The 24,826-nt window shown below is 53.0% G+C and carries 18 protein-coding genes and 1 pseudogene; 16 read left to right on the forward strand and 3 right to left on the reverse strand.

Annotated features, from left to right (window positions below; translation table 11 throughout):
• Window positions 1-38 precede the first annotated feature (38 nt).
• The 9 genes from CMUST_RS03750 to secA all read left to right on the forward strand — a co-directional run bounded on the left by CMUST_RS03750 (window position 39) and on the right by secA (window position 11,362).
• A complete protein-coding gene (locus CMUST_RS03750; RefSeq protein WP_047261393.1) occupies window positions 39-401 on the forward strand; it encodes a DUF4259 domain-containing protein in 363 nt (120 codons plus the stop codon).
• Between the two features lie 228 nt (window positions 402-629).
• Window positions 630-2,105 carry an adenosylhomocysteinase gene (ahcY, locus tag CMUST_RS03755; protein ID WP_047263346.1) on the forward strand — a complete coding sequence of 492 codons (1,476 nt, stop codon included), beginning with the start codon at window positions 630-632 and terminating at the stop codon, window positions 2,103-2,105.
• 34 nt (window positions 2,106-2,139) lie between these two features.
• Window positions 2,140-2,754, forward strand: coding sequence for a dTMP kinase (locus CMUST_RS03760; protein ID WP_047261394.1), 615 nt, complete (start codon window positions 2,140-2,142; stop codon window positions 2,752-2,754).
• Between the two features lie 234 nt (window positions 2,755-2,988).
• A complete protein-coding gene (gene mtrA, locus CMUST_RS03765) occupies window positions 2,989-3,663 on the forward strand; it encodes an MtrAB system response regulator MtrA (protein ID WP_047261395.1) in 675 nt (224 codons plus the stop codon).
• Window positions 3,664-3,680: 17 nt separating this feature from the next.
• A complete protein-coding gene (mtrB, locus tag CMUST_RS03770; protein ID WP_407922001.1) occupies window positions 3,681-5,309 on the forward strand; it encodes an MtrAB system histidine kinase MtrB in 1,629 nt (542 codons plus the stop codon).
• Between the two features lie 23 nt (window positions 5,310-5,332).
• The gene (gene lpqB / locus CMUST_RS03775) at window positions 5,333-7,048 is read left to right on the forward strand and encodes an MtrAB system accessory lipoprotein LpqB (RefSeq protein ID WP_236690150.1); all 1,716 of its coding nucleotides are present in this window, start codon (window positions 5,333-5,335) and stop codon (window positions 7,046-7,048) included.
• 27 nt (window positions 7,049-7,075) lie between these two features.
• Complete coding sequence (locus CMUST_RS03780; protein WP_236690151.1) at window positions 7,076-7,759, forward strand: ComF family protein; 684 nt, start codon at window positions 7,076-7,078, stop codon at window positions 7,757-7,759.
• Window positions 7,760-7,897: 138 nt separating this feature from the next.
• Entirely contained in the window at window positions 7,898-8,554 is a 657-nt protein-coding gene (gene hpf, locus CMUST_RS03785) for a ribosome hibernation-promoting factor, HPF/YfiA family (RefSeq protein WP_047261397.1), read from the forward strand.
• Window positions 8,555-8,785: 231 nt separating this feature from the next.
• Window positions 8,786-11,362 (forward strand): preprotein translocase subunit SecA, encoded by a 2,577-nt coding sequence (secA, locus tag CMUST_RS03790; RefSeq protein ID WP_047261398.1) that lies wholly within the window; start codon window positions 8,786-8,788, stop codon window positions 11,360-11,362.
• Between the two features lie 17 nt (window positions 11,363-11,379).
• Here secA and CMUST_RS03795 read toward each other — a convergent pair whose 3' ends face one another.
• Entirely contained in the window at window positions 11,380-11,808 is a 429-nt protein-coding gene (locus tag CMUST_RS03795) for a hypothetical protein (RefSeq protein WP_047261399.1), read from the reverse strand.
• Between the two features lie 183 nt (window positions 11,809-11,991).
• On the opposite strand from CMUST_RS03795, the gene CMUST_RS03800 reads away from it, so the two are divergent.
• The 6 genes and pseudogenes from CMUST_RS03800 (at window position 11,992) to CMUST_RS03820 (ending at window position 16,555) form a co-directional block, all read left to right on the forward strand.
• Window positions 11,992-12,402 carry an HAD-IA family hydrolase gene (locus CMUST_RS03800; protein ID WP_047261400.1) on the forward strand — a complete coding sequence of 137 codons (411 nt, stop codon included), beginning with the start codon at window positions 11,992-11,994 and terminating at the stop codon, window positions 12,400-12,402.
• On the forward strand, window positions 12,402-12,908 hold the full coding sequence (locus CMUST_RS03805; RefSeq protein ID WP_047261401.1) for a DUF6912 family protein: 507 nt from the start codon (window positions 12,402-12,404) through the stop codon (window positions 12,906-12,908). Before CMUST_RS03800 ends, CMUST_RS03805 begins: the two co-directional genes overlap by 1 nt.
• 323 nt (window positions 12,909-13,231) lie before the next feature.
• On the forward strand, window positions 13,232-13,678 hold the full coding sequence (locus CMUST_RS03810; protein ID WP_144414119.1) for a hypothetical protein: 447 nt from the start codon (window positions 13,232-13,234) through the stop codon (window positions 13,676-13,678).
• A 129-nt stretch (window positions 13,679-13,807) separates the two neighbouring features.
• Window positions 13,808-13,887 (forward strand): annotated as a pseudogene (locus tag CMUST_RS17280) (DUF6912 family protein); the annotation flags it as partial.
• Window positions 13,888-14,036: 149 nt separating this feature from the next.
• Entirely contained in the window at window positions 14,037-15,101 is a 1,065-nt protein-coding gene (locus CMUST_RS03815; RefSeq protein ID WP_047261403.1) for a ferredoxin reductase, read from the forward strand.
• Window positions 15,102-15,268: 167 nt separating this feature from the next.
• Complete coding sequence (locus CMUST_RS03820; RefSeq protein ID WP_047261404.1) at window positions 15,269-16,555, forward strand: fatty acid desaturase family protein; 1,287 nt, start codon at window positions 15,269-15,271, stop codon at window positions 16,553-16,555.
• 197 nt (window positions 16,556-16,752) lie between these two features.
• Here CMUST_RS03820 and CMUST_RS03825 read toward each other — a convergent pair whose 3' ends face one another.
• The gene (locus CMUST_RS03825) at window positions 16,753-20,073 is read right to left on the reverse strand and encodes a hypothetical protein (RefSeq protein ID WP_047261405.1); all 3,321 of its coding nucleotides are present in this window, start codon (window positions 20,071-20,073) and stop codon (window positions 16,753-16,755) included.
• Window positions 20,063-23,389 carry a DUF7824 domain-containing protein gene (locus CMUST_RS03830; RefSeq protein WP_047261406.1) on the reverse strand — a complete coding sequence of 1,109 codons (3,327 nt, stop codon included), beginning with the start codon at window positions 23,387-23,389 and terminating at the stop codon, window positions 20,063-20,065. Before CMUST_RS03830 ends, CMUST_RS03825 begins: the two co-directional genes overlap by 11 nt.
• Before the next feature lie 262 nt (window positions 23,390-23,651).
• On the opposite strand from CMUST_RS03830, the gene CMUST_RS03835 reads away from it, so the two are divergent.
• On the forward strand, window positions 23,652-24,563 hold the full coding sequence (locus CMUST_RS03835) for an aminoglycoside phosphotransferase family protein (protein WP_047261407.1): 912 nt from the start codon (window positions 23,652-23,654) through the stop codon (window positions 24,561-24,563).
• The last annotated feature ends 263 nt before the right edge of the window (window positions 24,564-24,826 follow it).

Here is a 24,826-nt window from a genome sequence, read left to right on the forward strand (position 1 = left end):
TGCAAAAACCAGCGGATTAACTGAAAGCGGTGACCATCATGGCTGCCTGGGACATTGAAGTCTTTAGCAGAGAAACAAATGTAGATTTTTTGGACGACCTAGCCAACCTTGATTCAGAAGATATTATTGAGGCGGTAGAGGACGCCTGTCAGCTTGTGGTTAATGGCAACCCAACTGCGGATGAAATCGACAATGGGCAATGTGCGGCAACAATTGCTGCCATTTGGGCGGGGGCACCTTTTTCTGCCAGTGAAACTGCCGATGAATACCCGTATATTCGCGAATTGGTGGGCAGCACTTCCGAAGAATTGGCGGAAAATGCCCTGGTTGTGTTGCAAGCGGTAAGTGAAACAGAAGATGAAGACATCGATGTAGAAGCCTTTATCGAAGCGGTCAGCTAATACGCATAATCACTGGAGATGACACCGGTGCGTAATGGGTAGACCCTATTGGTTAGCAATAGATTATTGGCATCGCCACGGTCGGTTTTGCCCGAAAGCTGGTGTATGTCATAGCGCGGTAGCGTGCACGCGTTAGATGGTGCCGACTATAGTGATTCAGCGAAGCAAAATTGTAGCAGTCGCTACTATCCGCAGCTAGAAACCATGAGAAAGTCGAGCCGACGCACCATGAGCACTCCCACCGCTGAATCCAAACTTCGCGATCACTCCAGTAACGACTACAAAGTCGCTGATCTCTCCCTTGCCGAGGCTGGTCGCCACCAAATCCGGCTGGCGGAATATGAAATGCCAGGACTCATGGCATTGCGCGAGGAATATGCCAATGAGCAACCGCTCAAAGGGGCTCGTATCGCAGGATCGATTCACATGACTGTTCAAACAGCAGTGTTGATCGAAACCTTAGTTTCGCTCGGAGCTGAGGTGAGGTGGGCTTCCTGCAATATTTTTTCGACCCAAGATGAGGCGGCGGCTGCCGTCGTCGTTGGTCCCGCTGGGACTCCAGAAAACCCACAAGGCGTACCAGTTTTTGCGTGGAAGGGCGAAACGCTTGACGAATACTGGTGGTGCATCAACCAGATCTTTAGTTGGGGTGACGGCATTTTGCCGAATATGATCCTCGACGACGGTGGCGACGCAACCATGGCGGTGATTCGAGGCAAGCAGTGGGAAGAAGCAGGGTTGGTTCCACCGACCGAAGCAAGAGACTCGGACGAATTTATCGCATTTAAAGACACGCTGCGCGATGTTTTAGCAACCGAAGGGCCGAAGTGGGCAGCTATCGCCGAATCAGTCAAGGGGGTCACCGAGGAAACCACCACCGGTGTGCATCGTTTGTACCACTTCGCGGAAGAGGGGGTACTACCGTTCCCGGCCATGAACGTCAACGATGCGGTGACAAAGTCAAAGTTCGATAATAAATACGGCACCCGCCACTCGCTTATCGACGGCATCAACCGCGCGACCGACATGTTAATGGGCGGAAAAAATGTACTCATCTGTGGTTACGGTGATGTTGGTAAGGGCTGCGCGGAGGCAATGTCTGGTCAAGGTGCTCGGGTGAAGGTGACAGAGGCAGACCCGATTAACGCTTTACAGGCATTGATGGATGGCTTTCCCGTTGTTCGGGTCGAGGATGCAATCAGCGACGCGGACATCGTCATCACGGCCACGGGAAATATGGGAATCATCACCTTTGATCACATGCTGGAAATGAAAGATCACGCGGTTTTGGGGAATATCGGCCATTTCGATAATGAGATTGATATGGCATCGCTACTACACCGGGACGATATCTCGCGAGTGACTATTAAGCCACAAGTAGACGAATTCCACTTGCCTAACGGTCGAGCGATCATTGTCTTGTCGGAAGGGCGGTTGCTTAACCTAGGCAATGCCACTGGACACCCAAGTTTCGTCATGTCGACATCGTTTGCGGATCAGACCATTGCGCAGATCGAACTGTTCCGCAACACAGGTCAGTACCAGAATGAGGTTTACCGGTTGCCAAAAATTCTGGATGAAAAAGTCGCACGTATCCATGTGGAAGCACTAGGTGGAGCGATTACCGAATTGACCAAAGAGCAAGCTGAGTACATCGGGGTGGATGTCGCAGGACCGTATAAACCAGAACACTACCGTTACTAGTTCGTTCATAATTCATTCAGTAGGTGGCTTAGACGTGATTATCGCCATTGAAGGAATCGACGGTGCTGGAAAAAACACATTGGTTTCAGCACTCGTCGAAAAGCTCGATGCAACCGTGATCGGTTTTCCTCGGTACGCGGATTCCATTCACGCCCAGTTAGCGCAACGCGCGTTATACGGGCAGATGGGTGACTTGACCGATTCCGCATATGCCATGGCGACACTTTTTGCCTTGGATCGTTATGAGGCGCTGCCGCAACTACGTAGCTTTGTCCACAAACCATCGGTATTGTTGCTGGACAGATATGTCGCATCTAATGCTGCATATTCCGCCGCGCGCACCCAGGACGCCGCGATGGTGGATTGGGTGGCTGACTTAGAATTTCGCCAACTGGGGTTACCCGTACCGGACTTACAAGTTTTGCTTAATACGCCGCCGGAGTTAGCCGCGCAGCGGGCAACTATGCGCGAGCAGCAGGATGAAAACCGGGTTCGGGATCGTTATGAATCCGATTCTAGGTTGCAGGAACGAACCGCAGCGATGTACCAATCCCTTGCAGAAACCAACTGGTTTTCGCCATGGGTGATCGCACATCCGGAGTTAAGCGTCGCCGAAATTTCAGAGCGTATTGTTTCGGCAGTTCTATAACCTTGGCAATAACCTAAGGTCGGTGGTGCCTGGGGCTCTCCGTTGTGCTAATACACTTGTTCATATATAAACTCCATAGATAATGAAATAAGTGCATAATTAATCACGTGGCTTGGTTGAACACTTTTTAGTTGCGGTACAACACTTAATGTTTGTGCAAGGTGTAAGTGTTCGGTCAGGACACAGGTTAACTGCTTTTAATCACCAGTCTCGTCTTATCCGGTGGAAGGAACCATGCCTCAAAAGATTCTCGTTGTTGATGATGATCCGGCAATCTCCGAGATGCTCACGTTGGTCCTGAGCACCGAAGGTTTTGACTACGTTGTAGTAAACGATGGTGGCCAGGCAGTCGGGGTTTTCCAACGTGAAAACCCTGATCTAGTGCTGCTTGACCTCATGTTGCCGGGAATGAACGGTATCGATATTTGCCGTGCTATACGGCAGGAATCCACGGTCCCGATTGTTATGTTGACGGCAAAAACTGACACTGTCGACGTTGTGTTGGGGCTGGAATCCGGCGCCGACGATTACATCTCCAAGCCGTTCAAACCTAAAGAACTAGTTGCTCGAGTCCGCGCCCGGCTGCGTCGTACTGAAACCACTGCCACCGGCAGCATAGAGGTTGGCGATTTGCTTATCGACGTTCCCGGCCACTCGGTTACCCGGGGTAATGAAGAGATCTCACTTACCCCATTGGAATTCGATTTGCTGCATGAACTTGCCAGCAAGCCGGGCCAGGTTTTCAGCCGTGAAGAGCTGCTTCAGCGGGTATGGGGCTACCGCAATGCCTCAGATACCCGATTGGTCAACGTGCACGTGCAGCGTCTGCGGGCCAAGATTGAGAAAGACCCGGAAAACCCACAGATCGTGCTCACCGTTCGGGGAGTGGGCTATAAGACAGGGGAGTAATTACTATTTTTACTTCTCTGACTGAGCCACTGGTCAAACTACGATCCCGGTTTATTGCCCGCTGGCGTAGGTCCTTGCAATACCAAGTTATTGGTTCTATTTTTGCTGCCTGTGCCGTGGTGATGATTATTTTGTCCTACGTTCTGGTGTCGTTGGTGACGCAGCGGCTTATCGACGCCAAACTTGACATTGCCAACGCCGAGATTGATCGTGCTCGCGTGGCGGTGGAACAGCAGATTGAGGCTACCGCTACATCTTCCAGTGTGCAGGTGCGGTTGAACTCCGCCCGCACTGCACTCACTGCCAGGTCGAATAACGCCGCCGATGTTCAGGCAGCTTATGAACCGGTTTTAGTGGTGGAGACCCCAGATAGTTCCGTGATTGTTGCGCCGGAAAACTATCGCATTCCGGATCGATTGCGCAGTTTCGTTAGTCAAGGGCAGATTTCCTATCAGTTCGCCACTATCGATCGGATTGATGGCAGCAGTTATAAGGCCATGATTATCGGTTCCCCAACCCAAACCGATATTCCTAATCTTCAGGTTTACCTGGTTCTTTCGATGGAAAACGAACAAGCCACGCTGTCGATGTTGCGAGGTGTTTTCTCCGCCGCGGCCATCGCCTTAGTGGTCATGTTGGTGGCTATCACCTGGTTGCTCATCCAGCAGGTGATTACCCCGGTACGCTCTGCAAGCCGCATCGCGGAGCGATTCGCCTCAGGGCATCTGCGCGAACGCATGGGGGTGGATGGCGAACATGAGATGGCCCGACTTGCCATGAGCTTTAATTCCATGGCTGAGTCGCTGTCCAAGCAAATCAATCAATTGCAGGAATATGGCAATCTACAGCGCCAATTCACCTCTGATGTTTCCCACGAGTTGCGTACCCCTTTGACAACGGTGCGTATGGCGGCTGACTTAATCAATGACCAATCTGATGAACTTAATCCTGCGCTGCAACGTGCTAGTGAGTTGATGGTTCGGGAATTAGATCAGTTTGAAAGTCTTCTTAATGACCTGCTGGAAATTTCCCGGCACGATGCAGGCGTTGCCGACTTGGCGGAATCTACCCTAGACATTCGCTCGTGTGTTGATTCGGCGTGGGACCAAACCTCCCATTTGGCAGATGAATTGGGTGTGACCGTCACTTTCGACATGCCTGAACAACCGGTTACCATTACCGGTGACCCACGTCGAATCGAGAGAATACTGCGTAACCTATTGGCCAATGCCATCGACCATTCGGAAGGAAAACCAGTGGACGTGAAGGTTGGCGAAAACGACGATGCCGTCTCGGTAGCGGTTATTGATCACGGTGTTGGGTTAAAACCCGGCCAGGAAGATTTGGTCTTCAATAGGTTCTGGCGGGCTGATCCCTCCCGCGTGCGGCATTCTGGTGGAACTGGATTAGGCTTGGCGATCTCCCACGAAGATGCTCAACTACATGGCGGCACCCTCGCTGCGGCGGGCAAACCCGGATTGGGGTCATGCTTTAGGCTAACTCTGCCCCGGATACCTGGTAAGCGTTACGACGAAGACCCATTGCCGCTATCCGACGACCCCCAACCTGATATCAGCGAACAACCGACTGAAGAGCTACCATTAGTGGTGTTACGCGGCGTGGAGCTTGCCAAGGAGGACGGCTAGTGAACTCGCAGATAATGTCGAAAATGAAACGAACGCTCACTGGGGTAGCGCTGATCGCGTCGATAAGCGTGGTGTCAGCCTGCGCATCTTTGCCTAGCTCATCTGAACCGCAAGCGCTGCGTAGCCTCGAAGCTGCTAGCCCCACCACCGACTTAGGTCCGATACCAGGACGCGAGCCGGATCTGTTGCTGCGGGATTTCTACGCAGTTAGTGCGAGTCCTACTCAGCAGTATCAGCAGGCGCGTAGTTTTTTAAGTGAAAACATCAAACAGGAATGGTCGCCAGGGCCGGAAATCGTCGTTTTAGATCGCATCGACATGAGCTCTAACCCGAGCACCGATGTCAATTCTGTCTCCTACACCGTAACCGGCACGGTGGTAGGCACCATCGCAGAGGGGGGTGCTTACAATCCGAGCAACGATGAATACCGAGCCACCGTTACGTTAAACAAAGCTGATGGTGAGTGGCGGGTATCGGATCTGCCCAATCAAGTGGTGGTCGAACGTACTGAATTGCGAAACCGCTACACCCCAAAAAATCTGTATTTTTTCGATCCGGGTGGCACCGCGTTGGTTTCCGATAGGCGGTGGATTTATTCCGGTAACAAATCGCACGATACCGCCCTGATTTCGCTCCTGTTAGCTGGGCCATCCACGGTGTTGCGGCCTGGGGTGTTGAGCGAATTTCCCGAAACGATGGCTTTCACTGGGGTGGAAGATGGGGTGTACAAATTCACTGGTGGCTCCACCATGGACGAAACTCAACGGCGTCGGTTAGCGGCACAACTCGTGTGGACCCTGGCGTTAGCGGATATTTCGGGTCCGTACCAGTTTGAAATGGACGACGAGCCGTTGATAGGTGAAACTGGGAACACCCAGCTGACAGTGGAAGACTTCCCCGAATTTAATCCACAAGCGCCTGGCGCGTCTTCAGGCACATTGTATGCATTAACATCTGGCAAAGTATCCCGGTTTAGCGGGGGGAATGCAAAACAGCTTTCTGGATTCCTCGGTTCCGCAGGCAATATCGAGTCGATGGATATATCCGCCACCCTGGATGTTGCAGCCGCTGTCGTTGCGTCAGGGGAACGAGATAATAAACGCTCGCAATTTCACATCGGGCCCATAGAAGGGCAGATGCCCAAACTGCTAGAAGCAACTACGATGTCTAAACCCACCTTTGAGGGGAATAGCCAGGTGGTATGGACCGTAGTTGACGGCACCACGGTGTTACGGATAGCACGCAGTGCTTCGACTGGTGAGATCGCTCAAACGGAAGTGGACACCACCGAACTAGGCGAGCAACACGGCGATATTTCCGTACTCCGACTGTCAGCCACAGGGGTGCGGGCGGCTTTCATTATTGATGGCCGGGTCTATACCGCTACCGTCACCCGCCCCACCGCAGGCGAACGAAAACTGACGAATGTTCGAGAATTGGTGCCCGTAGTCGGTGATTCCGCAATCACACTGGAATGGGCACTGGATGATTCGCTACTGGTAGGCACAGCGAGCGCGGATACTCCTGTGTGGCGGGCTGACGTTGACGGTTCTTCAGCAATTGCGTTGTCCTCTGGCAACATCGTCGCCCCGGTTGTATCTGTGGCTGCAAACGGTTCGACAATTTTTATCACTGACGCACGTGCGGCCCTGCAATTGGGTACTGCTGGTTCCACTGACTATTGGCGCGAGGTTCCGGGCTTAGAAGGTTCCCGCAGCGTCACTATCGTCCCACGCTAGAGGATAGGTGAACGGAAAAGAGGTGCGATGTCGGTGTTTGGAGATCGCAATGACCGCAACCTCAGACACCATATCGCCGCAGCCATGGAACTGTTATTGCCGCGCAGCTGCGTTGGTTGTGGGGCTGCCTACACCCCAGAGTGTGGTGTGTTATGCCGTAACTGCCAACAGCAGTGGCGCGCGGTTCCGCAACGAATTTCGACTCGGGTTGATCCATTGGTGCCGCTATGGTCCTTGGGGGTGTTAGGTGGAGTGCGACGCCAGACCATCATAAACCTCAAAGAACATCACCGTAGGGACGTGATACCAGCTATTGGTGCGGTGGTAGCCGCAGCGGTAGCCTATCTGCAAGCGCGAGGAGATATAGACCCAGAAATCGTCCTAGTTCCAGCCCCAACGAAACCCTCAGCGGCCCGTAACCGAGGTGGTGATGTGGTTGCAGCAGTTTGCCAAGCAAGTGGCATTCCAGTAACAGAAATCGTTCATACGGCAGAATCCGCGCGAGAATCGGTGGGACTCAGCGCCATTGAACGAAAACACAACCTATCGGGGGCGGTTCGGGTGGATATGAAAGCTGTGAAAAACCTAACTGGTCATGTCCTGCTTATCGACGATGTTGCGACGACGGGGGCGACTATTTCCGCAACAGTTATGGCGTTGACCTGCGCCGGAATCAAAGTTCGGGGGGCGTTAACATGGGCCCATGCCTGAGAGGGTGAATGGAAGCATGGCGCAAATGTTATGACCAGCGTATGCTTGGGAGTGGAAGTTGAACCCGCCACTGAAGGTGGGGTGAGTAATCCCACTCACATTCCTACCTAGGCGGCCGACACAGGAAGGCACGTGATTATGACCACGCCTGCTGGTAACGAGTCCCTGAGCCCAGACGTCAAGGTGACTATCACCGGACGTAACGTTGAGGTTCCGGAGCACTTTTCGGATCGGGTACACAATAAATTAGCCAAGATTGCACGGCTTGACCCGACTCTCACCTTCTTCCACGTAGAGCTACAACACGAACGGAATCCACGGCGCGCAGATGAAAGCGACCGGATTCAGATCACCGCAACTGGCAAGGGTCATATCGCCCGAGCTGAAGCGAAGGAAGATTCTTTCTACGCGGCACTAGAAACCGCGCTTTCTCGGATGGAACGGTCGTTACGCAAGGTTAAGGCGCGTAGGTCCATTTCCCTTTCCGGCCACCGCACCCCCATGAGCACCGGCGAAGCAACCGCTGGTTTGGTGATGGAAGCTGAAGAGGTTCGCGCTGAAGGTAGGTACGATCACGATCCATATGCGGACCAAGTGGAAGACGTTCTGCCAGGCCAGATTGTTCGTACCAAGGAACATCCAGCTAACCCGATGAGTGTCGATGACGCATTGTCGGAAATGGAATTGGTTGGACACGACTTCTACCTCTTTATTAATGAAGAAAATGGTCAGCCTTCCGTGGTGTACCGGCGCCATGCCTTTGATTATGGTTTGATCTCCCTGGTCACCGAATAATATCAACGATGCGTCAGTGGCTAGAAGCCTAAAATTGGGTTCTTATCGTTAGCTTCTAACCAGCTGGCGCATCGACAACAGAATATGTGCTGAATCCAAGCTGAGTAGAAACCACATAATCAGCTTGGGTTCTTTCTTTTGTGCTTCTTAAGCGTACAATGAAAAAGTTATTGTTAACTGCTAGAAAATCGAAGCAAAAAAGACGCTCTAAGACCAAGTAAAGGATTACTCGTGTTTGGACTTTCCAAGATGCTCCGAATCGGTGAAGGTCGCAAGGTTAAGCGACTGCAAAAGATTGCGGAAGACGTGCTTGCCCTCGAGCCAGAATATGCAGATCTGACTGATGCGGAACTCAAGGCGAAGACAGCTGAGTTTAAAGAGCGAATCGCTGCTGGCGAAACCATTGATGACCTTCTGCTGGAAGCATTCGCCGTGGCGCGCGAAGCATCCTGGCGGGTGCTCGGCCAGAAACATTATCTTGTGCAGGTCATGGGTGGTGCCGCCCTCCATTTCGGCGGTGTTGCGGAAATGCGCACCGGTGAAGGCAAAACCCTAACATGTGTGTTGCCTGCCTACTTGAATGCCTTGGAAGGAAAAGGCGTCCATGTGGTTACGGTTAACGATTACCTTGCTAAGCGCGATGCGGAATGGATGGGGCGTGTCCACCGCTTTCTTGGCCTTGAGGTCGGGGTCATTCTTGCAAACATGAACCCAGACGAGCGTCGAAAAGCATATAACGCCGACATCACCTACGGCACCAATAACGAATTGGGTTTCGATTTCTTGCGTGACAACATGGCACATTCCCTTACGGATCTTGTGCAACGCGGACACCACTACGCTATCGTCGACGAGGTTGACTCCATCCTTATCGACGAAGCGCGTACCCCACTTATTATCTCCGGTCCGGCTGATGGCCCATCTCACCTCTATTCCATCTTTGCCACCCTTGCGCCGAAAATGCGCGAAGGCATCCACTACGAAGTGGACCATCGCAAACGCACCATCGGTGTAAAAGAAGAAGGTGTGGCGTTTGTGGAGGATCAAATCGGTATCGATAACCTCTATGCCCCGGAAAATTCCCAACTGGTCAGCTACCTTAACAACGCTATTAAAGCTAAAGAGCTGTTTACCCGCGACAAAGACTATATTGTCCGGGCAGGCGAAGTCATGATCGTTGATGATTTCACCGGCCGCGTCCTCGAAGGCCGCCGATACAACGAAGGCATGCACCAGGCTATCGAAGCGAAAGAAGGGGTGGAAATCAAGAGCGAAAACCAAACCTTGGCCACCATCACCCTGCAGAACTACTTCCGGTTATACGACAAGCTAGCGGGAATGACCGGTACCGCTGAAACGGAAGCTGCTGAGCTGTACCAAATTTACAAGCTTGACGTGGTACCTATCCCAACCAACCGCACCCCACAGCGCGAAGACCTCACCGATTTGGTTTATAAAACCCAAGAAGCCAAATTTGCGGCAGTCGTCGACGACATCGCTGATCGGGTAGCCAAAGGGCAACCAGTCCTCGTAGGTACTACCTCTGTGGAACGCTCAGAATACTTATCCAAGCTTCTGCAACGCAAGGGTATTAAACACAACGTTCTCAACGCGAAGTACCACGCGCAGGAAGCCCAGATCATCGCAAAGGCGGGCCTGCCTTCCGCAGTTACTGTGGCCACGAACATGGCAGGCCGTGGTACCGATATCGTGCTCGGCGGTAATCCCGATATCATCGCCGATATAGTGCTGCGTGATCGTGGACTCGACCCGGTCGAAACCCCAGAAGAATACGAAGCCGCCTGGGATCACGAGTTGGCTAAGCAAAAGGCCAAATCGGAAGAACTAGCGGAACGAGTACGCGACGCAGGCGGGCTGTACGTCCTTGGTACCGAACGCCATGAATCCCGGCGTATCGATAACCAGCTACGGGGTCGTTCCGGCCGTCAGGGCGACCCAGGCACCACCCGGTTCTACCTTTCCATGCGCGATGATTTGATGGTTCGGTTCATGGGCGCAACCCTAGAACACATCATGAACCGGCTCAATGTTCCAGATGACGTTCCTATCGAAGCAAAGATGGTGGACAACTCCATCAAGGGCGCTCAGACCCAGGTGGAAAACCAAAACTTCGAAATGCGTAAAAACGTTCTCAAATACGACGAAGTCATGAACGAACAGCGCAAGGTCATTTACCGGGAACGCCGCGAGATTCTGGAATCCGCCGACATTGCCGACAATATCCAATCGATGATCGACGAAACCATTTCTGCCTACGTGGACGGCGCTACCGCCAACGGTTACGTGGAGGACTGGGACCTTGAAGGCTTGTGGAACGCACTAGAATCCCTCTATGGCCCATCCTTCCAGGTGGAGGAACTCATTGAAGGCACCGACTACGGTGCCGCCGGAGAACTTTCCGCCGATCAATTGCGTGAGGCTATCCTCGCCGACGCACACTCGCAGTACGAAGAGCTGGAAGAAGCCATCACCATGATCGGTGGTGAAGCACAAATGCGCAACCTAGAGCGGCAAGTTATCTTGCCGGTCATCGACCAGAAATGGCGGCTGCACCTATACGAAATGGACTATCTCAAAGAGGGTATCGGGCTGCGCGCCATGGCACAGCGCGATCCCCTGGTGGAATACCAAAAAGAAGGCGGCGACATGTTCAACGCCATGAAGGACGCCATCAAGGAAGAGACTATCCGTCAGCTGTTCATGTTACGCAAGCAATTCCAAGCCCAGGCCGAAGCAATGGCAGCTCAACGTCTCGCGGAAGAAAACGGCGGGACAGTAGAAGCCTAGACGACGTCAAAGGTGTCCTAGATTATCCGCAGACTTAACATACGAAATGTAGTGTCTGCGGATTTTCGCAATTTCACCATATAAGCGCAATTCTTTTCGCCAACGGTTACGCAGCCAAAAACGTCGAACATGGAATACGGTTCCGACTCGACGTTTGGTTGTGGGTGGAAGTGAAATGAATTAATGCATAGGTCCTTCCCTCGCATACCTTCGCCTTGCCGCAAGCGGGCAGCGATATGGCGGCGAACCTGTTCGCTGTACAACGTTGGTCGCAACACACTTGGTGGGCGTAGACCAAAAGCACACGAAAGGGCAACTGTGATTAATGCACTTGAGGCGTGCCGAATATCGAAAGGAACCAGCTCTGGTTCCGCGATTTTAAGAATTGATTTAGGTGCAGGTGAAAAAGCTTTTAGGGTTGACAACCCCGGAATCGGTTCGTACATGATGTCCTTCGAAAGGTCGAAAGGCGTCCATGTGTGGCAGATGAAATGGAAGAGCTTAATTCTTCCACCCCCGAATGTGAGGGTGCTGTACAGGCTAAAACTGTGCAACAATGAATATCAGTAACTAGGTATTTTTATAAATTGTAAGCCAAAAACTATTGATATGTGAGGAGATTTGAAGCGGTGCGGGGTTTGATTGTTGATTACGTCGGTGTTCTTGACGGAACCGATGAAGATCAGCGACGGTGGCGCAACGTGTTTGCGGCCGCTCGGGCAAACGGGATCGCGACAGCAGTATTGTCGAACGATCCAGGCGGCCCAGAAGCTGATCCTATTCGGGTATTAGCCACCCAAGGGATAGTTGATGCTGTGGTTCTCTCTGGTGAAGTAGGCGCAGAGAAACCGGAGACCGCTGCGTTTCAGGCGGCTGCGGATGCAATTGGGCTACCGATGAATGATTGTGTGATGGTGGATGATTCCATCGTGAACGTTCGGGGCGCAGTAGAGTCAGGTTTGGTTGGCGTGTACTACCAGCAATTCGATCGGGCCATCGTGGAAATTACCGGACTATTTGGCATCAAGGGCGATTTCTAGTGCGGGTCTATATTCCAGCAACATTCGGAATGCTGAAAGAACTCAGCGAAACCGGTGCGGTAACGGCCCGCTCCGGTTGGGGATTTGCACTTACCCCAGCTTTGCGGGAATTCTTCATTGAGGGCGACGATGAAGACCTCTCGGAGATTGCTTTCGACGACGCCTCCCGAGCCTCACTACGGCTTCTAGCTATCGGCGATGAAACCGCATTTCCGCATCGCCGGGTCGTTATTTCCACAGACGTCGCCGATTCCGCTGTAAGTCTGGAATCAGATATGGGCGAGTCTGTGGTTAAACTCAACCCTGCGGCTATTCAACTGCAAGATGTAGCTGCTATCCATGTTGATGTTGAATCCAGCGAGAATGCCACCGCTGCCGCTATCGAGGCAATTGACTCCGCAGACCTTGGCGATGAAGATGCCGAGCTGAAAGTAGGCGATGCGCTTGATAATTTCCTCGCATGGTATGACCCATCAGAGTTAAACATCTTGGTGGAATTGCTGTAACCATTTCCGTATGACAGACACTATCCCGTGCTCCCGTGGGTCAGGAGCACGGGTTTTGCCTATAAAACTCAGTAGGTTTTACATTTGCTGGACAATGCTTGGCCGAGCTTAAAAGCTCTAGCACAGGGGCGGCAAGCATAAGTCAAGGAACGCATACGATAAGTGTGGCTCTTGCGATAAAGACAGAAGTGCAACTCTCCTGACATTAAACAGCTATGGATTTATCAGGCCTGACTACCGTCTTCTGGAGGCTACGAATCAACAGCTTTTGATCTTCGAGTATGCTTCACTTGTTTTGCTCATGCCCTTGTATTCTTATTTGTGTGAAAAAATGGAGCGATTCAATCCCAGCAGCTGTAACACTAGTCTTAACACTTTTGGTGGGCGCGGTTTCGCTAATACCATATTTTATTTTCCTAGCGATTACCGAGTCTATTTTTCCTGGATCATACTGGTTAATGGATTTTCAGAGTTTCTGGAAAGTGGTTGGAGGGTTAGCATCCACTTGGGTAATTTTCTTAATTCTCGAGGTTGTCGCTGTTACAACTAGCACCGCTTTAGCGACGATGTTTGAGCAACCTTTGAAAGTTTATCGGATGATAAAGGTTGTGGTGGAAATTGGGCTCATCAGTTTAGTTTCTGCGTTCTGGATTTCGCCGTTGTGGGCTGCGATGTTTGCCAGTATTTTGTATGCTGTTTTCACTTCGCTAACCGAACCGTTATTGGATCGTGCATTGAAGAAAAATGGAAAAACGGAACGTGGATTCTAGAGTTGGATTGTATTCTGAGCACAAAATACGAAATCGTTAACGACCTTGACGCTGTGTTTGGTTAACTATGAAGTGACGGTTCATGGTCGGAAAATGCTCTAAAATCCGAGAATATTCAGATCAATTCATCTTAAAGTGGGCGACGCCCTCATAATTTCCTCGCATGGTATGACCCATCAGAGTTAAACATCTTGGTGGAATTGCTGTAACCATTTCCGTATGACAGACGCTATCCCGTGCTCCCGTGGGTCAGGAGCACGGGTTTTTGGTTTTCTTCCTAAAAGTTCTTGCACATCTTGTTACGTAAGCGTAAGCTACGGATCAGTAAGTTTTGGGTTCAAAAATAGCAAGGGCTTCCATGACACATACAACCACTGACCGGCTAGCCGGGCTGCGTGGCCTCCTTAAACGCTTCACAACACCGCTGCTGCCGGACGACTACTCAGTGATGCTTAATCCACTATGGTCGACCCGGGAGTTACGTGGCACGATTAATTCCATACGCCGTGATGGTGAAATACTGCATTTGGAAATAACACCGGGTTGGGGAATGCCAACCATGTTTGAGGCGGGGCAATATATCGGGATCGGAGTAGAGATTAATGGTCGCTATACCTGGCGTAGTTATTCGTTGACGAACACCCCTGGTCAACGCGATGGTCGGCTGTCCATTTCGGTTCGTCCGGTGGAAAAGGGCAAGCTATCAAATCACTTGGCAACCTCCACACCAGCAGGAACCACGGTTCGTCTGGCTGCCCCGGCTGGTGATTTCTATTTGACGAATCCGCTGCCGAAGAAACTGGCATTCATCACGGCGGGCACGGGAATCACCCCGGTTATTTCGATGTTGCGCACGCTGGCGGAACGAAACCAGTTCGCGGAAACTGATGTTCAGTTGATCCACTCGGTGCATTCGGAGGCGGACTCGTTCTTCGTCACGGAATTGCGCGAGCTTGAGCGCCAGCACCCGCAACTAAGCGTGCATATTCAAATCACTGCGGATGGCGGTCGGGTTACGGCGGACAATATTGCGCAGTTCTGTCCAGATATCACCGAACGCACCGTGTATGCGTGCGGGCCGACGCAGATGCTGGACGATTTCCAAGAGTGGGGCAACAACAATGACGTCCCTGTCCGGGTGGAGCGGTTCTCCTTTGAGCGGGATTCCGACGCCCAAGGCGGAACCATTGATTTCGGCAATGGGCGAACCGTTGAGGTTGACGGTGCCACTACTATCCTTGAGGCGGGGGAGAGCATCGGTGTGCAATTGCCTTTCGGTTGCCGAATGGGCATTTGTCACACCTGTACCCGCACTCTAGACAGAGGTAATGCGATCAACCTCGTTACTGGGGAAGAACACGAAGAAGGTGCGCGATTGCGTACTTGTGTATCAGTGGCTTCGGGCGATATTTGCGTGAGCTGAGTTTAAACACCTGCTGATGGTTTTGCTGAGACCACAGCGATAAGCCCCATACGGTGTTGTTAGTGAAGCGCTTGCATAGCAGATGCAATCTGACGAGTAAACAGTTATCCCAGTGATATCTCCTGGAAATAACTGACAGTGATTTTTAAAAGAAAGAGGCTTTTGACATGGCAATTGATAACATTCAGGCGTATTCTCACTTAACGGATCAAGATATTGAAGAAATTGGTGCGCGGTTAGACAAAATTAAAGCAGAGATCACCGATTCTCTCGGCGAAAAAGATGTGGCCTATATTAAAAACCTCATTCGGCTGCAACGATCATTAGAGGTCGCGGGCCGGATTAGCTTGATGTTTTCTTCCAAGCGCAGTTTCTGGTGGGCAGGGGCAAGTTTGCTGAGTCTGTCGAAGATTTTGGAAAACCTTGAGATCGGGCACAACGTTTTGCATGGCCAATGGGATTGGATGAATGATCCGGAAATCCACTCAACTACATGGGAGTGGGATGTCGTGTGTCCATCGTCACAGTGGATGCATTCGCATAATTACATTCACCACACTTATACCAATGTCTTGGGAATGGATAGCGACGTCGGATACGGCGTATTACGTGTTACCCGTGATAAACGGTGGACACCGCTAAATGCGTTCCAGCCCGTCATTAATACTGTTTTGGCTTCGCTATTCCAATGGGCAGTGGGCTACTACGATGTTGAGCTTGGAAAGTTCATGGCAGGGCGAAAATCCTGGGCAGAAACTCAGGAGAAGTTTTGGGAAACTACCCGGAAGGCGGGTCGACAAACCTTACGCGATTATGTGTTATTCCCCATACTGTCGGGCCGGAACTTCAAGTCCACTCTGGCTGCGAATGCGACGGCGAATTTCGTGCGGTCTGTATGGGCGTACGCGGTGATTTTCTGTGGGCATTTCCCAGATGAGGTAGAGACTTTTACTAAAGAACAGTTCAAGAATGAGGATCATAACCAGTGGTATCTGCGGCAGATGCTGGGCAGCGCCAACTTCCACGGCGGTAAAATCCTCACCATTTTGTCGGGTAATTTGAACTACCAGATCGAGCACCACTTATTCCCGGACATGCCGTCGAACCGGCTTGCTGAGGCGGGCGAAAAAGTGCGTGCGTTGTGCGTCGAATACGATCTGCCGTACAACGTTGATTCTTTCCCTGTGCAGCTGTTTAAGGTGCAAAAGACCTTGCTTAAGCTGACACTGCCGAATAAGTACTTGGTTGCCGATCCGGACAATGCGCCGGAGGTGCGCTCTAACCGCGCGTTTACCAAATATCCCAGCGTCGAAATGCAATTGCATAGTGGTGAACACGATGGTATGCGTCGTGGTCTGAAAACTGGGTTGAAGTTGCTCAAAGAGTTGCGGCCAACTGCGATGGATGTGATCATGCATTTTTCTGGCCGCACCCCGAAGCGCCTCGCCCGTTAGGAAACGGCTAGACCTTCCACAAACCCACCTGAGGAATGAATACCCCAGGTGGGTTTTGACCTGAGTTGCACAGTGGTTTGTGGTTTTTGGGTGTGAGTAAACTGTAGTTTTAGGATATTTTCGGTGGTCTTGGATGAGGCGATGGTATGGCACAACCGCCAGCTAGAAGAATGCTTCCCCGCCCTCCTCTTGTTGCGTTATTTTACGCCGAAAACCTCCACCAACTCGCGCGCCTTCGTCACCGCCGCCGTTTTCTTTTTCTGGCCAGCAATAATCTTAAGCGGGTTCCACGAAGTTTCCGGAATGAACCCAGCTTCAGTAGCAGCCTTCAGCACAGCTGAATCCTCGGCGATTGCATCGAGCACCTTACCTAACCACTTTGCCGGCGGGTGTTGCTGCTGACTATCTGTCGCCGCCTTCGCAAGTGATTCCGTTAACAACGGCCACAACACAGGAAGGGTTTCCTTCGCCCGCAGCAGTTTCAATGCCTGAGTGGGAGCCCACAGTTCCTCTTGTAAAAGGGCGTGGATGCTTCGCGCAACCACTTGGGCGCAAAACATGCGGTTAATGAGGAATCTCTCCATGCACCAGAGGGCGTTTTTCGCCCGACTCCCAGAATGCATCATTCCAAAGAGGATGTAGGCGGTGGAGGTAAACATGGGCAATGGGGAGGAGTTGTATCGCCACCGCTGAGCAGGCTGGTGGTCGAGAACCCACGAGTCGCCATCCCACCACATATGGAAGTAGCCTCGGGATTCCTCACCGCGGTAGCACTCCACCCTATAGAAGCCGTGGGATGGGTAGGAGTCGAAGTCCCAGAGATCAGCCTCAAAGCTCAACGAGGGATAGGTGCTGCTGCGCAGGCCAACCGTGACGGCAGAAGGGCCCGAGTGTGCGTGGGTGAGGAAGAACTGGTCGAGAGAGTCGTCAATGAACTCCGGTGCGGAAACCTCCCAGGCGCTCAGATCAACCGTGGGAGACGCTACGGCTTTAGGCTCGGAAGAATCCTCAGAAGTATCCCGGGCAGAATCTCCGGTTGTGGATGGTGGCAGGATTTCCACCGCTACTCGGGCTGCGACGCTCGTCTTGTTGGAGCCTTTCATGGCGGCGAACCTGCGCAAGTTCGAAACATGGGCGGCAGAGGCGGGGGCTGCGCCTTTTTCGATTGCGTGGGTGACACTCGGGGCAAGATCAGCCATCGCTTGGGCCAGTTCCGCAGTCTTCGCTGTTGATTTGGTCGACTGCGCCAACATGGCGTCGAGAAGCGGCCACGCCACCGCAAGCATTCCCATATCGGCAAGGTCTAAGGCAACTGTTGCCATCCCCGCGAAGTTTTTTGTTGCGTCCCAGTACCAGTCAAGGTACTGTGGGTCAGCCACCCCAGGTAGAAGCAGGCCCCGCGCCCACGCATCCGAAATCGCCTGGTAGGCAAGGGTGAGTCCGCCCTTCTTGGTGGGGCGCGCCAAACCAATCAGGTTCATGGCGGTGGCCGGACCCAGCGGTGCGGCACTGCGTGCAACTTGCCGCGCCAGCAATCCTTGGTCAGTGTCTTTGGCCTGGGGTGAGTGCTGAAGTCTTCTCCAAACCGCATCACCCCACCGTGGTGCCGCCGCGGGATTGATGTCGCACCATTTACTTTCCTGGGTGATGTCGTGGGGGAAGCGTACTAGTGATGTTGGTGTTTCCACCTTTTCTGAACTGTAGATTCCAGAGTAACAACCCGACTCAGAATCTTTGACCAGTTGTGGCACACGAAAAGGGTCTGTGAGGTAATCGGCGAGGATTTCCCCCGCGGTGCGTTCCGTTGGCTGGCTGAAAGTATGGATAACGGGGACGGAATAGCCACGTGCCCGCTTCGCCGCCGCGGAAATATCAAGCCCATCGAGGTTGAGGCGGGTCAGCGCTACCATGAGATCAGCGCACAGGATGCTTGCCCCGTGCTGGTTGTAGGCTTCAAGGCGGTGAAGAAGATCCTCGAAATCGATGCTGAGATCCACGTAACTAGGCTCCGACACAATACAGGGGACCTTCCCCATGACCCACTCCAAGTAGTAGTCGCGGCGCCACAACACGTGATGTGGCCGCCCATCAAAAACAAAATTTTCTACATCCGTGCGCATGTTCAACGCGAATAGTTTGTGGTTTCCGATGACTTTTTTCACACGTTTCGCCGCTTCAGGGTCTTCGAACGCAAGGTGGGCATAGGCCACCACACACTGTTCAGACTCGGTGGTCACGAGGTCCATCGGTGCGTCACCAAAGGAGTCTTCTCGAGCGTAATCGCTGTTTGTGAGTGCTTCGATCAACGCATCATAGGTGGGTTCCATCCGCACAAACCGCGGCAGCTCCCACAGCTTCGGCGTTGGATTCCACGGGTACAACTTGCCCTCGTCGCTTGTCGACGCCGCTACATCAACACCCCACTGCGCAACGAGTCCTGCGGCAATGTCCGCAACCTTTTTATCGCTACTTGCGGCAAGCTCCGATACGCGCTGCGCCAGCACTGTGCGTCCATCCGCGGGAATATCAGTGCGTTTCTTAATGACGGTAAGCACATCCCGCTGTCCCTTCAACGTGGTCACATACAACATAGGAAGCGCAGCGGCCCCCAACTCCTCAGCGGGAACACAACCAATCAGGCGAAGCCCCAGTACATCAACGAGCTTCGGATCCGCACCCGCCACAATTCCACCGATGGCCTCACGGTGTGCCACAATGTCGTTGTCCGTGAGATGTAAATCCTCACACAGCATGCTCACCATGCGCAGACGCTGCTTGGGGCGGGTAGCAGCATCTAGACCCCGAATTGCCAAAGCCACCGCTGTGTCGCGGGTGATCAGGTCGCGGGTGGCAGCCTCAACAATGGCGTAGCCGAACGCATTCCACATCTGTGCACCCTCCTGGGTGCACAGATCGAAGTGCTCGGCGAACGTGGGCAGCAGTTCCTTCCACTGCGGAAGCTGATTTTTTGGTGCCCGGATCGTAGCCTCCCGAACACCCATGTTTTTAGCCGCACACAACGCCCAGGCTTCCGCATAGTTAATGTGGGCGGGGATTCCCAGATCCGGGAAATGCTGTGTGACTAGAAAGAAAACGGAGAAAGTGAACTCGTCTTCGGAGTCTGCTTCCATGCCATCAAAGTCACGGTAACGCAACGCCTCACGGATGAACCGTTCGGCATAATCCTTGCCGTTGAGCGCTACAAGCTCCGCGATAAGCCGGTAGTCTGGGCTGTGACCATGACGCCGAAAAAGGGTGATCACACGCTTGGGTGAAACCCCCAACCGCAGTGCGAAAAGCTGCATCATGTAGGGGCTAATACCTCCCAGATCGCCCGCGGGGTTTCCGTCTGGGCCGTAATCGGTGACACTCCATTCACCACTGCTAAGCCCTCGCTTCGCCGCCGCCTGCTGCTTGCTTGAGCCCACGCTCAACGAGGGAGTATCTTTCGGCTGGGCATTCGTCCAACCAAGCTCGTGAAACAGTGCTACTGCCTGGGGAAGTTCCTTATGAGCCATGAGTATTGTCCTTTTCTACGAACTGTTCGCTTAAGGTTTGGGCTTTCTTCACCGCCGCAGTTTTCTTCTTCTGTGCTGCAATAAACGATAAGGGCTTCCACGCTTCGGTGGGAATGTGCCCAGCGGCGGTAGCCGCGCCCAAAATAGCGGAATGGGCAACGCACGTGTCAAGGACTTTGCCCAACCATTGTGGTGCAGTACCACCTGTTTCCAAGGTACGTGCGCCAGCCCCAAGACATTCGGTGAGGACCGGCCACAGATAGTGCAGGTAGATGGGGGTTTTCAGCATGCCAAGAATGTGGATAGGGGTGAATAACTCAACACCAGCGAGTGTGTGCATGGCCTTATTAACAGCGTCGGCGGAAATCATTCCCTTATCAAGGAAAAACTTTAATGCACTCGAACTGGTTTTCTTCGACGTGAGCGCTGCCAACAAAGCAAACACCACGGTGGTGGTCAGCCTATGGGCCTCCTCCGGGAAGCCCGCGGTGGATTTTTCCTGAACCTCCCAGTGATCATTCAGCCACCTCGCGTACACATAGTAGCCGGTGGGGAAACCATCATCCGTGAACAAAGTAAGCTCTTGTAAATCGAGGAAAGCCCCCAGATCAAACGTCTTAACATAGCACGGTGTATGGCTGACCAGCGGGATCGCATCGTGATCGGGAAACTCCACCACAACACGGAAATCATCCACATCGCTGTTTATAAACATCAGGCTGCACTCAGCGTCATCGCGAACAACCTGGGCAGCAGGCTCCAGCCACGCCCCCAAATCAACCTGAGCGAAAACTTCACTGGCTTCTGCACTCACCGCACGTGTCTTAGCCGGCAGCAACCTGACAGCCTGTTTCGCCACCGTTGCAGCTTTCGTCTTCTTTGTCAACGCCGCATAGTGACGCAGACCAGGTACATTCGCAGCCTCCCTTGGGGCAGTACCTACCTCAATCGCATGGGCAACCGACGGAGCAAGATCACACATCGCCTGCACAACCGCCGCAACCCGCGTCGTGGCGAACGAAGCAGAAACCGTGTGCACCAAAATCGCGTCCAACAACGGCCACGCCACCGAAAGCATACCTTGATCAGCCAAATCAAGACATACTTCCGCCAAACGGCCGTAAGCTGAACTCGCCGGATCCCAACACAAGAACGCCGGATCGGCAACCCCCGGGCGCAGAAGCCCCCGTCCCCACGCATCACGGACAGCACCATGCGCAAGCTCCAACCCACCCTTCGTAGTTGGCTGGAGCATCGCAATCAGATTCATGGCCGCACCAGGCCCCAATGGGGCATGACTTCTAGCTGCCTGATGCGCCAAAGCACCCTCAAAACCCGCCGTGGCCGACCTATCAAAACACAAATCGGTCCACACAACATCACCCCACCGCGGGGCAACAGCCGAACTCAAACCCCCATTATTACAGCTCGCCACAAGAAAATCCGGCACATCTGACACACTCGCAGGCGAGAGCATAGGCGCAGGACGATACAAATTCCTCTGCTCCCACTTCCACTGTGTCAACCGCACCTCAAGTGCGGGCTCCTCATAAGGGTCAGCGAGAAAATCCGCCACAATCTCCCCAGCACACCTCGGCGGCGCGGTGTCATCACGCGGCAAAACCGGAACATTCAACGCACGAGCCTCAACCTGGGCGCTTGCAACATCAAGCCCACTGCGATCGAGCCGAGACAAAGCGAGGGTGAGGTCGGCGTCACGAACCTGAGCACCCGCCCGCGCGTAAGCATGAAGGCGGTCGATGAGGTCGTCGAAAAGAATGCTGAAGTCGACGAAGCTGGGTTCGGAGAGAACACACGGCAGCTCGCCCAATGAATGCTGGATCTGAAAATTGCGTACCGACACGGGGTGCTGGGTGGCGAGGAATTCCTTGTTTGCTAGTGGGGTGGGGGAGTCGGGGATGCTCATCCACCACGGAACATCCCGCTTCAGTGACTCTGAGAGCCTTTGTGCCGCCTCAGGGTCGGTGGCAGCAAGCTCGGTGAATGCGAGGAAACACTGTTCAACTTCGATCGCCGTGATCACCGATGTGATGGGGAAATTGTGCAACAGTTCGACGATCGCATCACAGGTAGGGTCGATCCGTTCAAAGCGGGGCAGCTCCCACACATCAGGGGTGGGGTTCCAGGGATAGAACGCAGCATCGCTTATCGTCGCAGCCTCAACACCCAACCCCCATGCTTCAAGCAGCTTACTAGCCAAGACCGCAACCTTCTGATCCGTGCTCAAGGCCAGCTCCTGGATTCGCGGCGTGAGAAGCGCGTGGACAGCTGGGCCAACATCGGTGCGTTTCTTCAACGCCGTGAGCAGATCACGCTGCCCCTTAAGCGTAGTCACATACAACATCGGTAGCGCACAATCCGCCAGCGCCTCCGCTGGGGCCACAGCAAGAACATGCAGGCCGAGGGCTGAAATGAGGCGGGGTTCGGCGGCGGCTAAAACCCCGGAGATTAGCGGAATATTCGCAGCGATTTCCGCATCAGTAACCTTCAGCTCTTTCATCAGCAATTCTGCCATACGAAGCCGCTGACCAGGCCTGACCGCAGCCCCCAAGGCGGAAAACGCGGCCGTGACCACGGCGTCACGCTCAACGAGACCACGGTGATAAGCACAAACGGCGACATGGCCAAGCTGATCCCACAAAGGTAGTCCCTGCTCAAAACAGGCGTGAAGATGCTCACCCACGGTGGGGAGAATATCGTCGAGGGTGGGGGTGAGGTGCGTATCCCCCTCAAGAGCGTGGCTTTCCGGGATCATTGCGTGCGCTGCAAGAAACGACCATGTGAGTAAGTAGTTTTCGTGCCGCGGAATAGCGATGGTGGGATAGTTTTCTGCAACGAGGAAGAAACTGACAACGTTGAATTCATCCGGGTGATCCAACCATGACCCCCGAATATCTATTTCTTTCGCCGCCTCTTCAATGAATTTCAGCTGGTAGTCAAGATCGTAGGTGCGAATGAGCGCCGCTATTTCGCGGTGGTGGCTTCGCCCACCCACATGGTATTTGAAGTTGGTGCCGTAGGTGCGCAGTAAGCTCACGACTCGGCTGGGTGCCACTGTAAGGCGCAGGGCAAAAAGTGTGAGAAGGAAGGGGTTAACATGCCCGATGTGGGTGGTGTCTTCGTAGGGGTAGGTGGAGGATTCGATGATCCAGCGGCCACTACTAAGACCGCGGCGGGCACGCTGCTGCTGATCTTCATCACCCACAGGCAGTGAATCAAGGACATTTGGCTTCGCGTTTTCCCACCCCAACTCGCGGAAAAGCGAAACGGCGAACGCCAAATCTTTATGAGCCATGTTGGTCTACCTCTCATGAAAACCGGGGTGCTTAGTGAGCACTAAAAGAGTATTTCAGATGGGTCTAACATGGGGTGCGAAAAGCGAACATTGTATCTAAAACGATACGAAAACTATGGATTTCCTCAAGGCTAGGCAACGCGTTACTGCGAGGTAAATTATTGCCGTATCTTTTAAGGAAGTCACCCAGAGTCAGTCCCTAATACCACAGTGGTTTGGGAGGATTGTTCTAATGGAATGACAGTTAAAACAGGGGAAGCCCATGATCGAAGATAGCGAAGCTACAGCCGCACTCCACCTATGGAGACTAACAGAAAAGCCACTCCGCGAACACAGTGGTCTGAATAAAGATACATGGAAGGTGGGGGCTGTCCACTGGCTCGCTGCTGAAAACCCTTCGGTTGGTGATTTGTGGCGTGCTGTGGATGAACTTTTACGGCAACCTGAGTTAGCGGGTTTCAAGTTACCTCGCGCGGTGCCCGCAGCGAGTGGCGATTTGTTGCCAAGATTCCGAGGGCGTCTTTGGCGTTTGACTACTTCTGTCGAAGGAAAAGTTCCAGTTGCTTCGAACGCCAACGATTTAGACGTGGTGGCTGCAGGCCTAGCACGACTACATGCAGCGATGGCACCACTGCCACAGAAGTTTGGTGCTTTTGGCGTATCTCCACACATTGTTGTTGAACGTGCACGTGACCTTGTTAGTAATGGTTTATTGCCGTTCACTAAGGAAGAAACAATGGTTATTCTTGCGGGGATTCGCCTGTTTCACGAAGCAGACATCATCGATGACCAGCACCAATTGATCCATGGTGATCCTTCCTACCCAAATCTCCGAATCGGGAGGTCCGGTGAGCTGACTGGCGTTATTGACTGGGAGGGGGTGCGCTGGGATAGTCCGTTGCGTGACCTTGCAGTGCTTGGGCAAACTGTGTTGTACCGGTCTGGGTGGGTTGATTTACGTGGCGGCCTTGAAAGATTACTTGAGAAGTATTCCTGGGCCGGTGGCCGTGAATTTTCGGTGCATCAATTACTTGTGTCTATCTTGAGTATCAAGTTCGGGAGCATTGCACACCACGGCCAGAAGTTACTTGATGGTGGAGGAGACCGAGATTTGGTGCGCTCCCAAGCGGAGAAGATTGCCATAGTGTGTCAGCTCCTTGGCAACGAGCCATGATTCCCCTTAGCTCCCACAGTTCTAGATGGCGGGTGGGATAAACGGAGGTCGATGTGAGAAATGTGGTTAGGATACAAAAGAATCGTGTGATCCGTCTCGTTACAATATGTCGTAATAAAGATGTGCAAGTCAGGGAATAATGCGCCGGAGGTGCGCTCTAACCGTGCGTTTACCAAATATCCCAGCGTCGAAATGCAATTGCATAGTGGTGAACACGATGGTATGCGTCGTGGTCTGAAAACTGGGTTGAAGTTGCTCAAAGA

It is taken from the genome of Corynebacterium mustelae (assembly GCF_001020985.1).
Taxonomy (GTDB): domain Bacteria; phylum Actinomycetota; class Actinomycetes; order Mycobacteriales; family Mycobacteriaceae; genus Corynebacterium; species Corynebacterium mustelae.

What these genes read in the sequence shown, in the direction of transcription:
- CMUST_RS03750 (WP_047261393.1), top strand. Translation starts at nt 39, where the DNA reads ATGGCTGCCTGGGACATTGAAGTCTTTAGCAGAGAAACAAATGTAGAT.
- ahcY (WP_047263346.1), top strand. Translation starts at nt 630, where the DNA reads ATGAGCACTCCCACCGCTGAATCCAAACTTCGCGATCACTCCAGTAAC.
- mtrA (WP_047261395.1), top strand. Translation starts at nt 2,989, where the DNA reads ATGCCTCAAAAGATTCTCGTTGTTGATGATGATCCGGCAATCTCCGAG.
- lpqB (WP_236690150.1), top strand. Translation starts at nt 5,333, where the DNA reads ATGAAACGAACGCTCACTGGGGTAGCGCTGATCGCGTCGATAAGCGTG.
- CMUST_RS03780 (WP_236690151.1), top strand. Translation starts at nt 7,076, where the DNA reads ATGTCGGTGTTTGGAGATCGCAATGACCGCAACCTCAGACACCATATC.
- hpf (WP_047261397.1), top strand. Translation starts at nt 7,898, where the DNA reads ATGACCACGCCTGCTGGTAACGAGTCCCTGAGCCCAGACGTCAAGGTG.
- CMUST_RS03795 (WP_047261399.1), bottom strand. Translation starts at nt 11,808, where the DNA reads ATGTACGAACCGATTCCGGGGTTGTCAACCCTAAAAGCTTTTTCACCT.
- CMUST_RS03815 (WP_047261403.1), top strand. Translation starts at nt 14,037, where the DNA reads ATGACACATACAACCACTGACCGGCTAGCCGGGCTGCGTGGCCTCCTT.
- CMUST_RS03820 (WP_047261404.1), top strand. Translation starts at nt 15,269, where the DNA reads ATGGCAATTGATAACATTCAGGCGTATTCTCACTTAACGGATCAAGAT.
- CMUST_RS03825 (WP_047261405.1), bottom strand. Translation starts at nt 20,073, where the DNA reads ATGGCTCATAAGGAACTTCCCCAGGCAGTAGCACTGTTTCACGAGCTT.
- CMUST_RS03830 (WP_047261406.1), bottom strand. Translation starts at nt 23,389, where the DNA reads ATGGCTCATAAAGATTTGGCGTTCGCCGTTTCGCTTTTCCGCGAGTTG.
- CMUST_RS03835 (WP_047261407.1), top strand. Translation starts at nt 23,652, where the DNA reads ATGATCGAAGATAGCGAAGCTACAGCCGCACTCCACCTATGGAGACTA.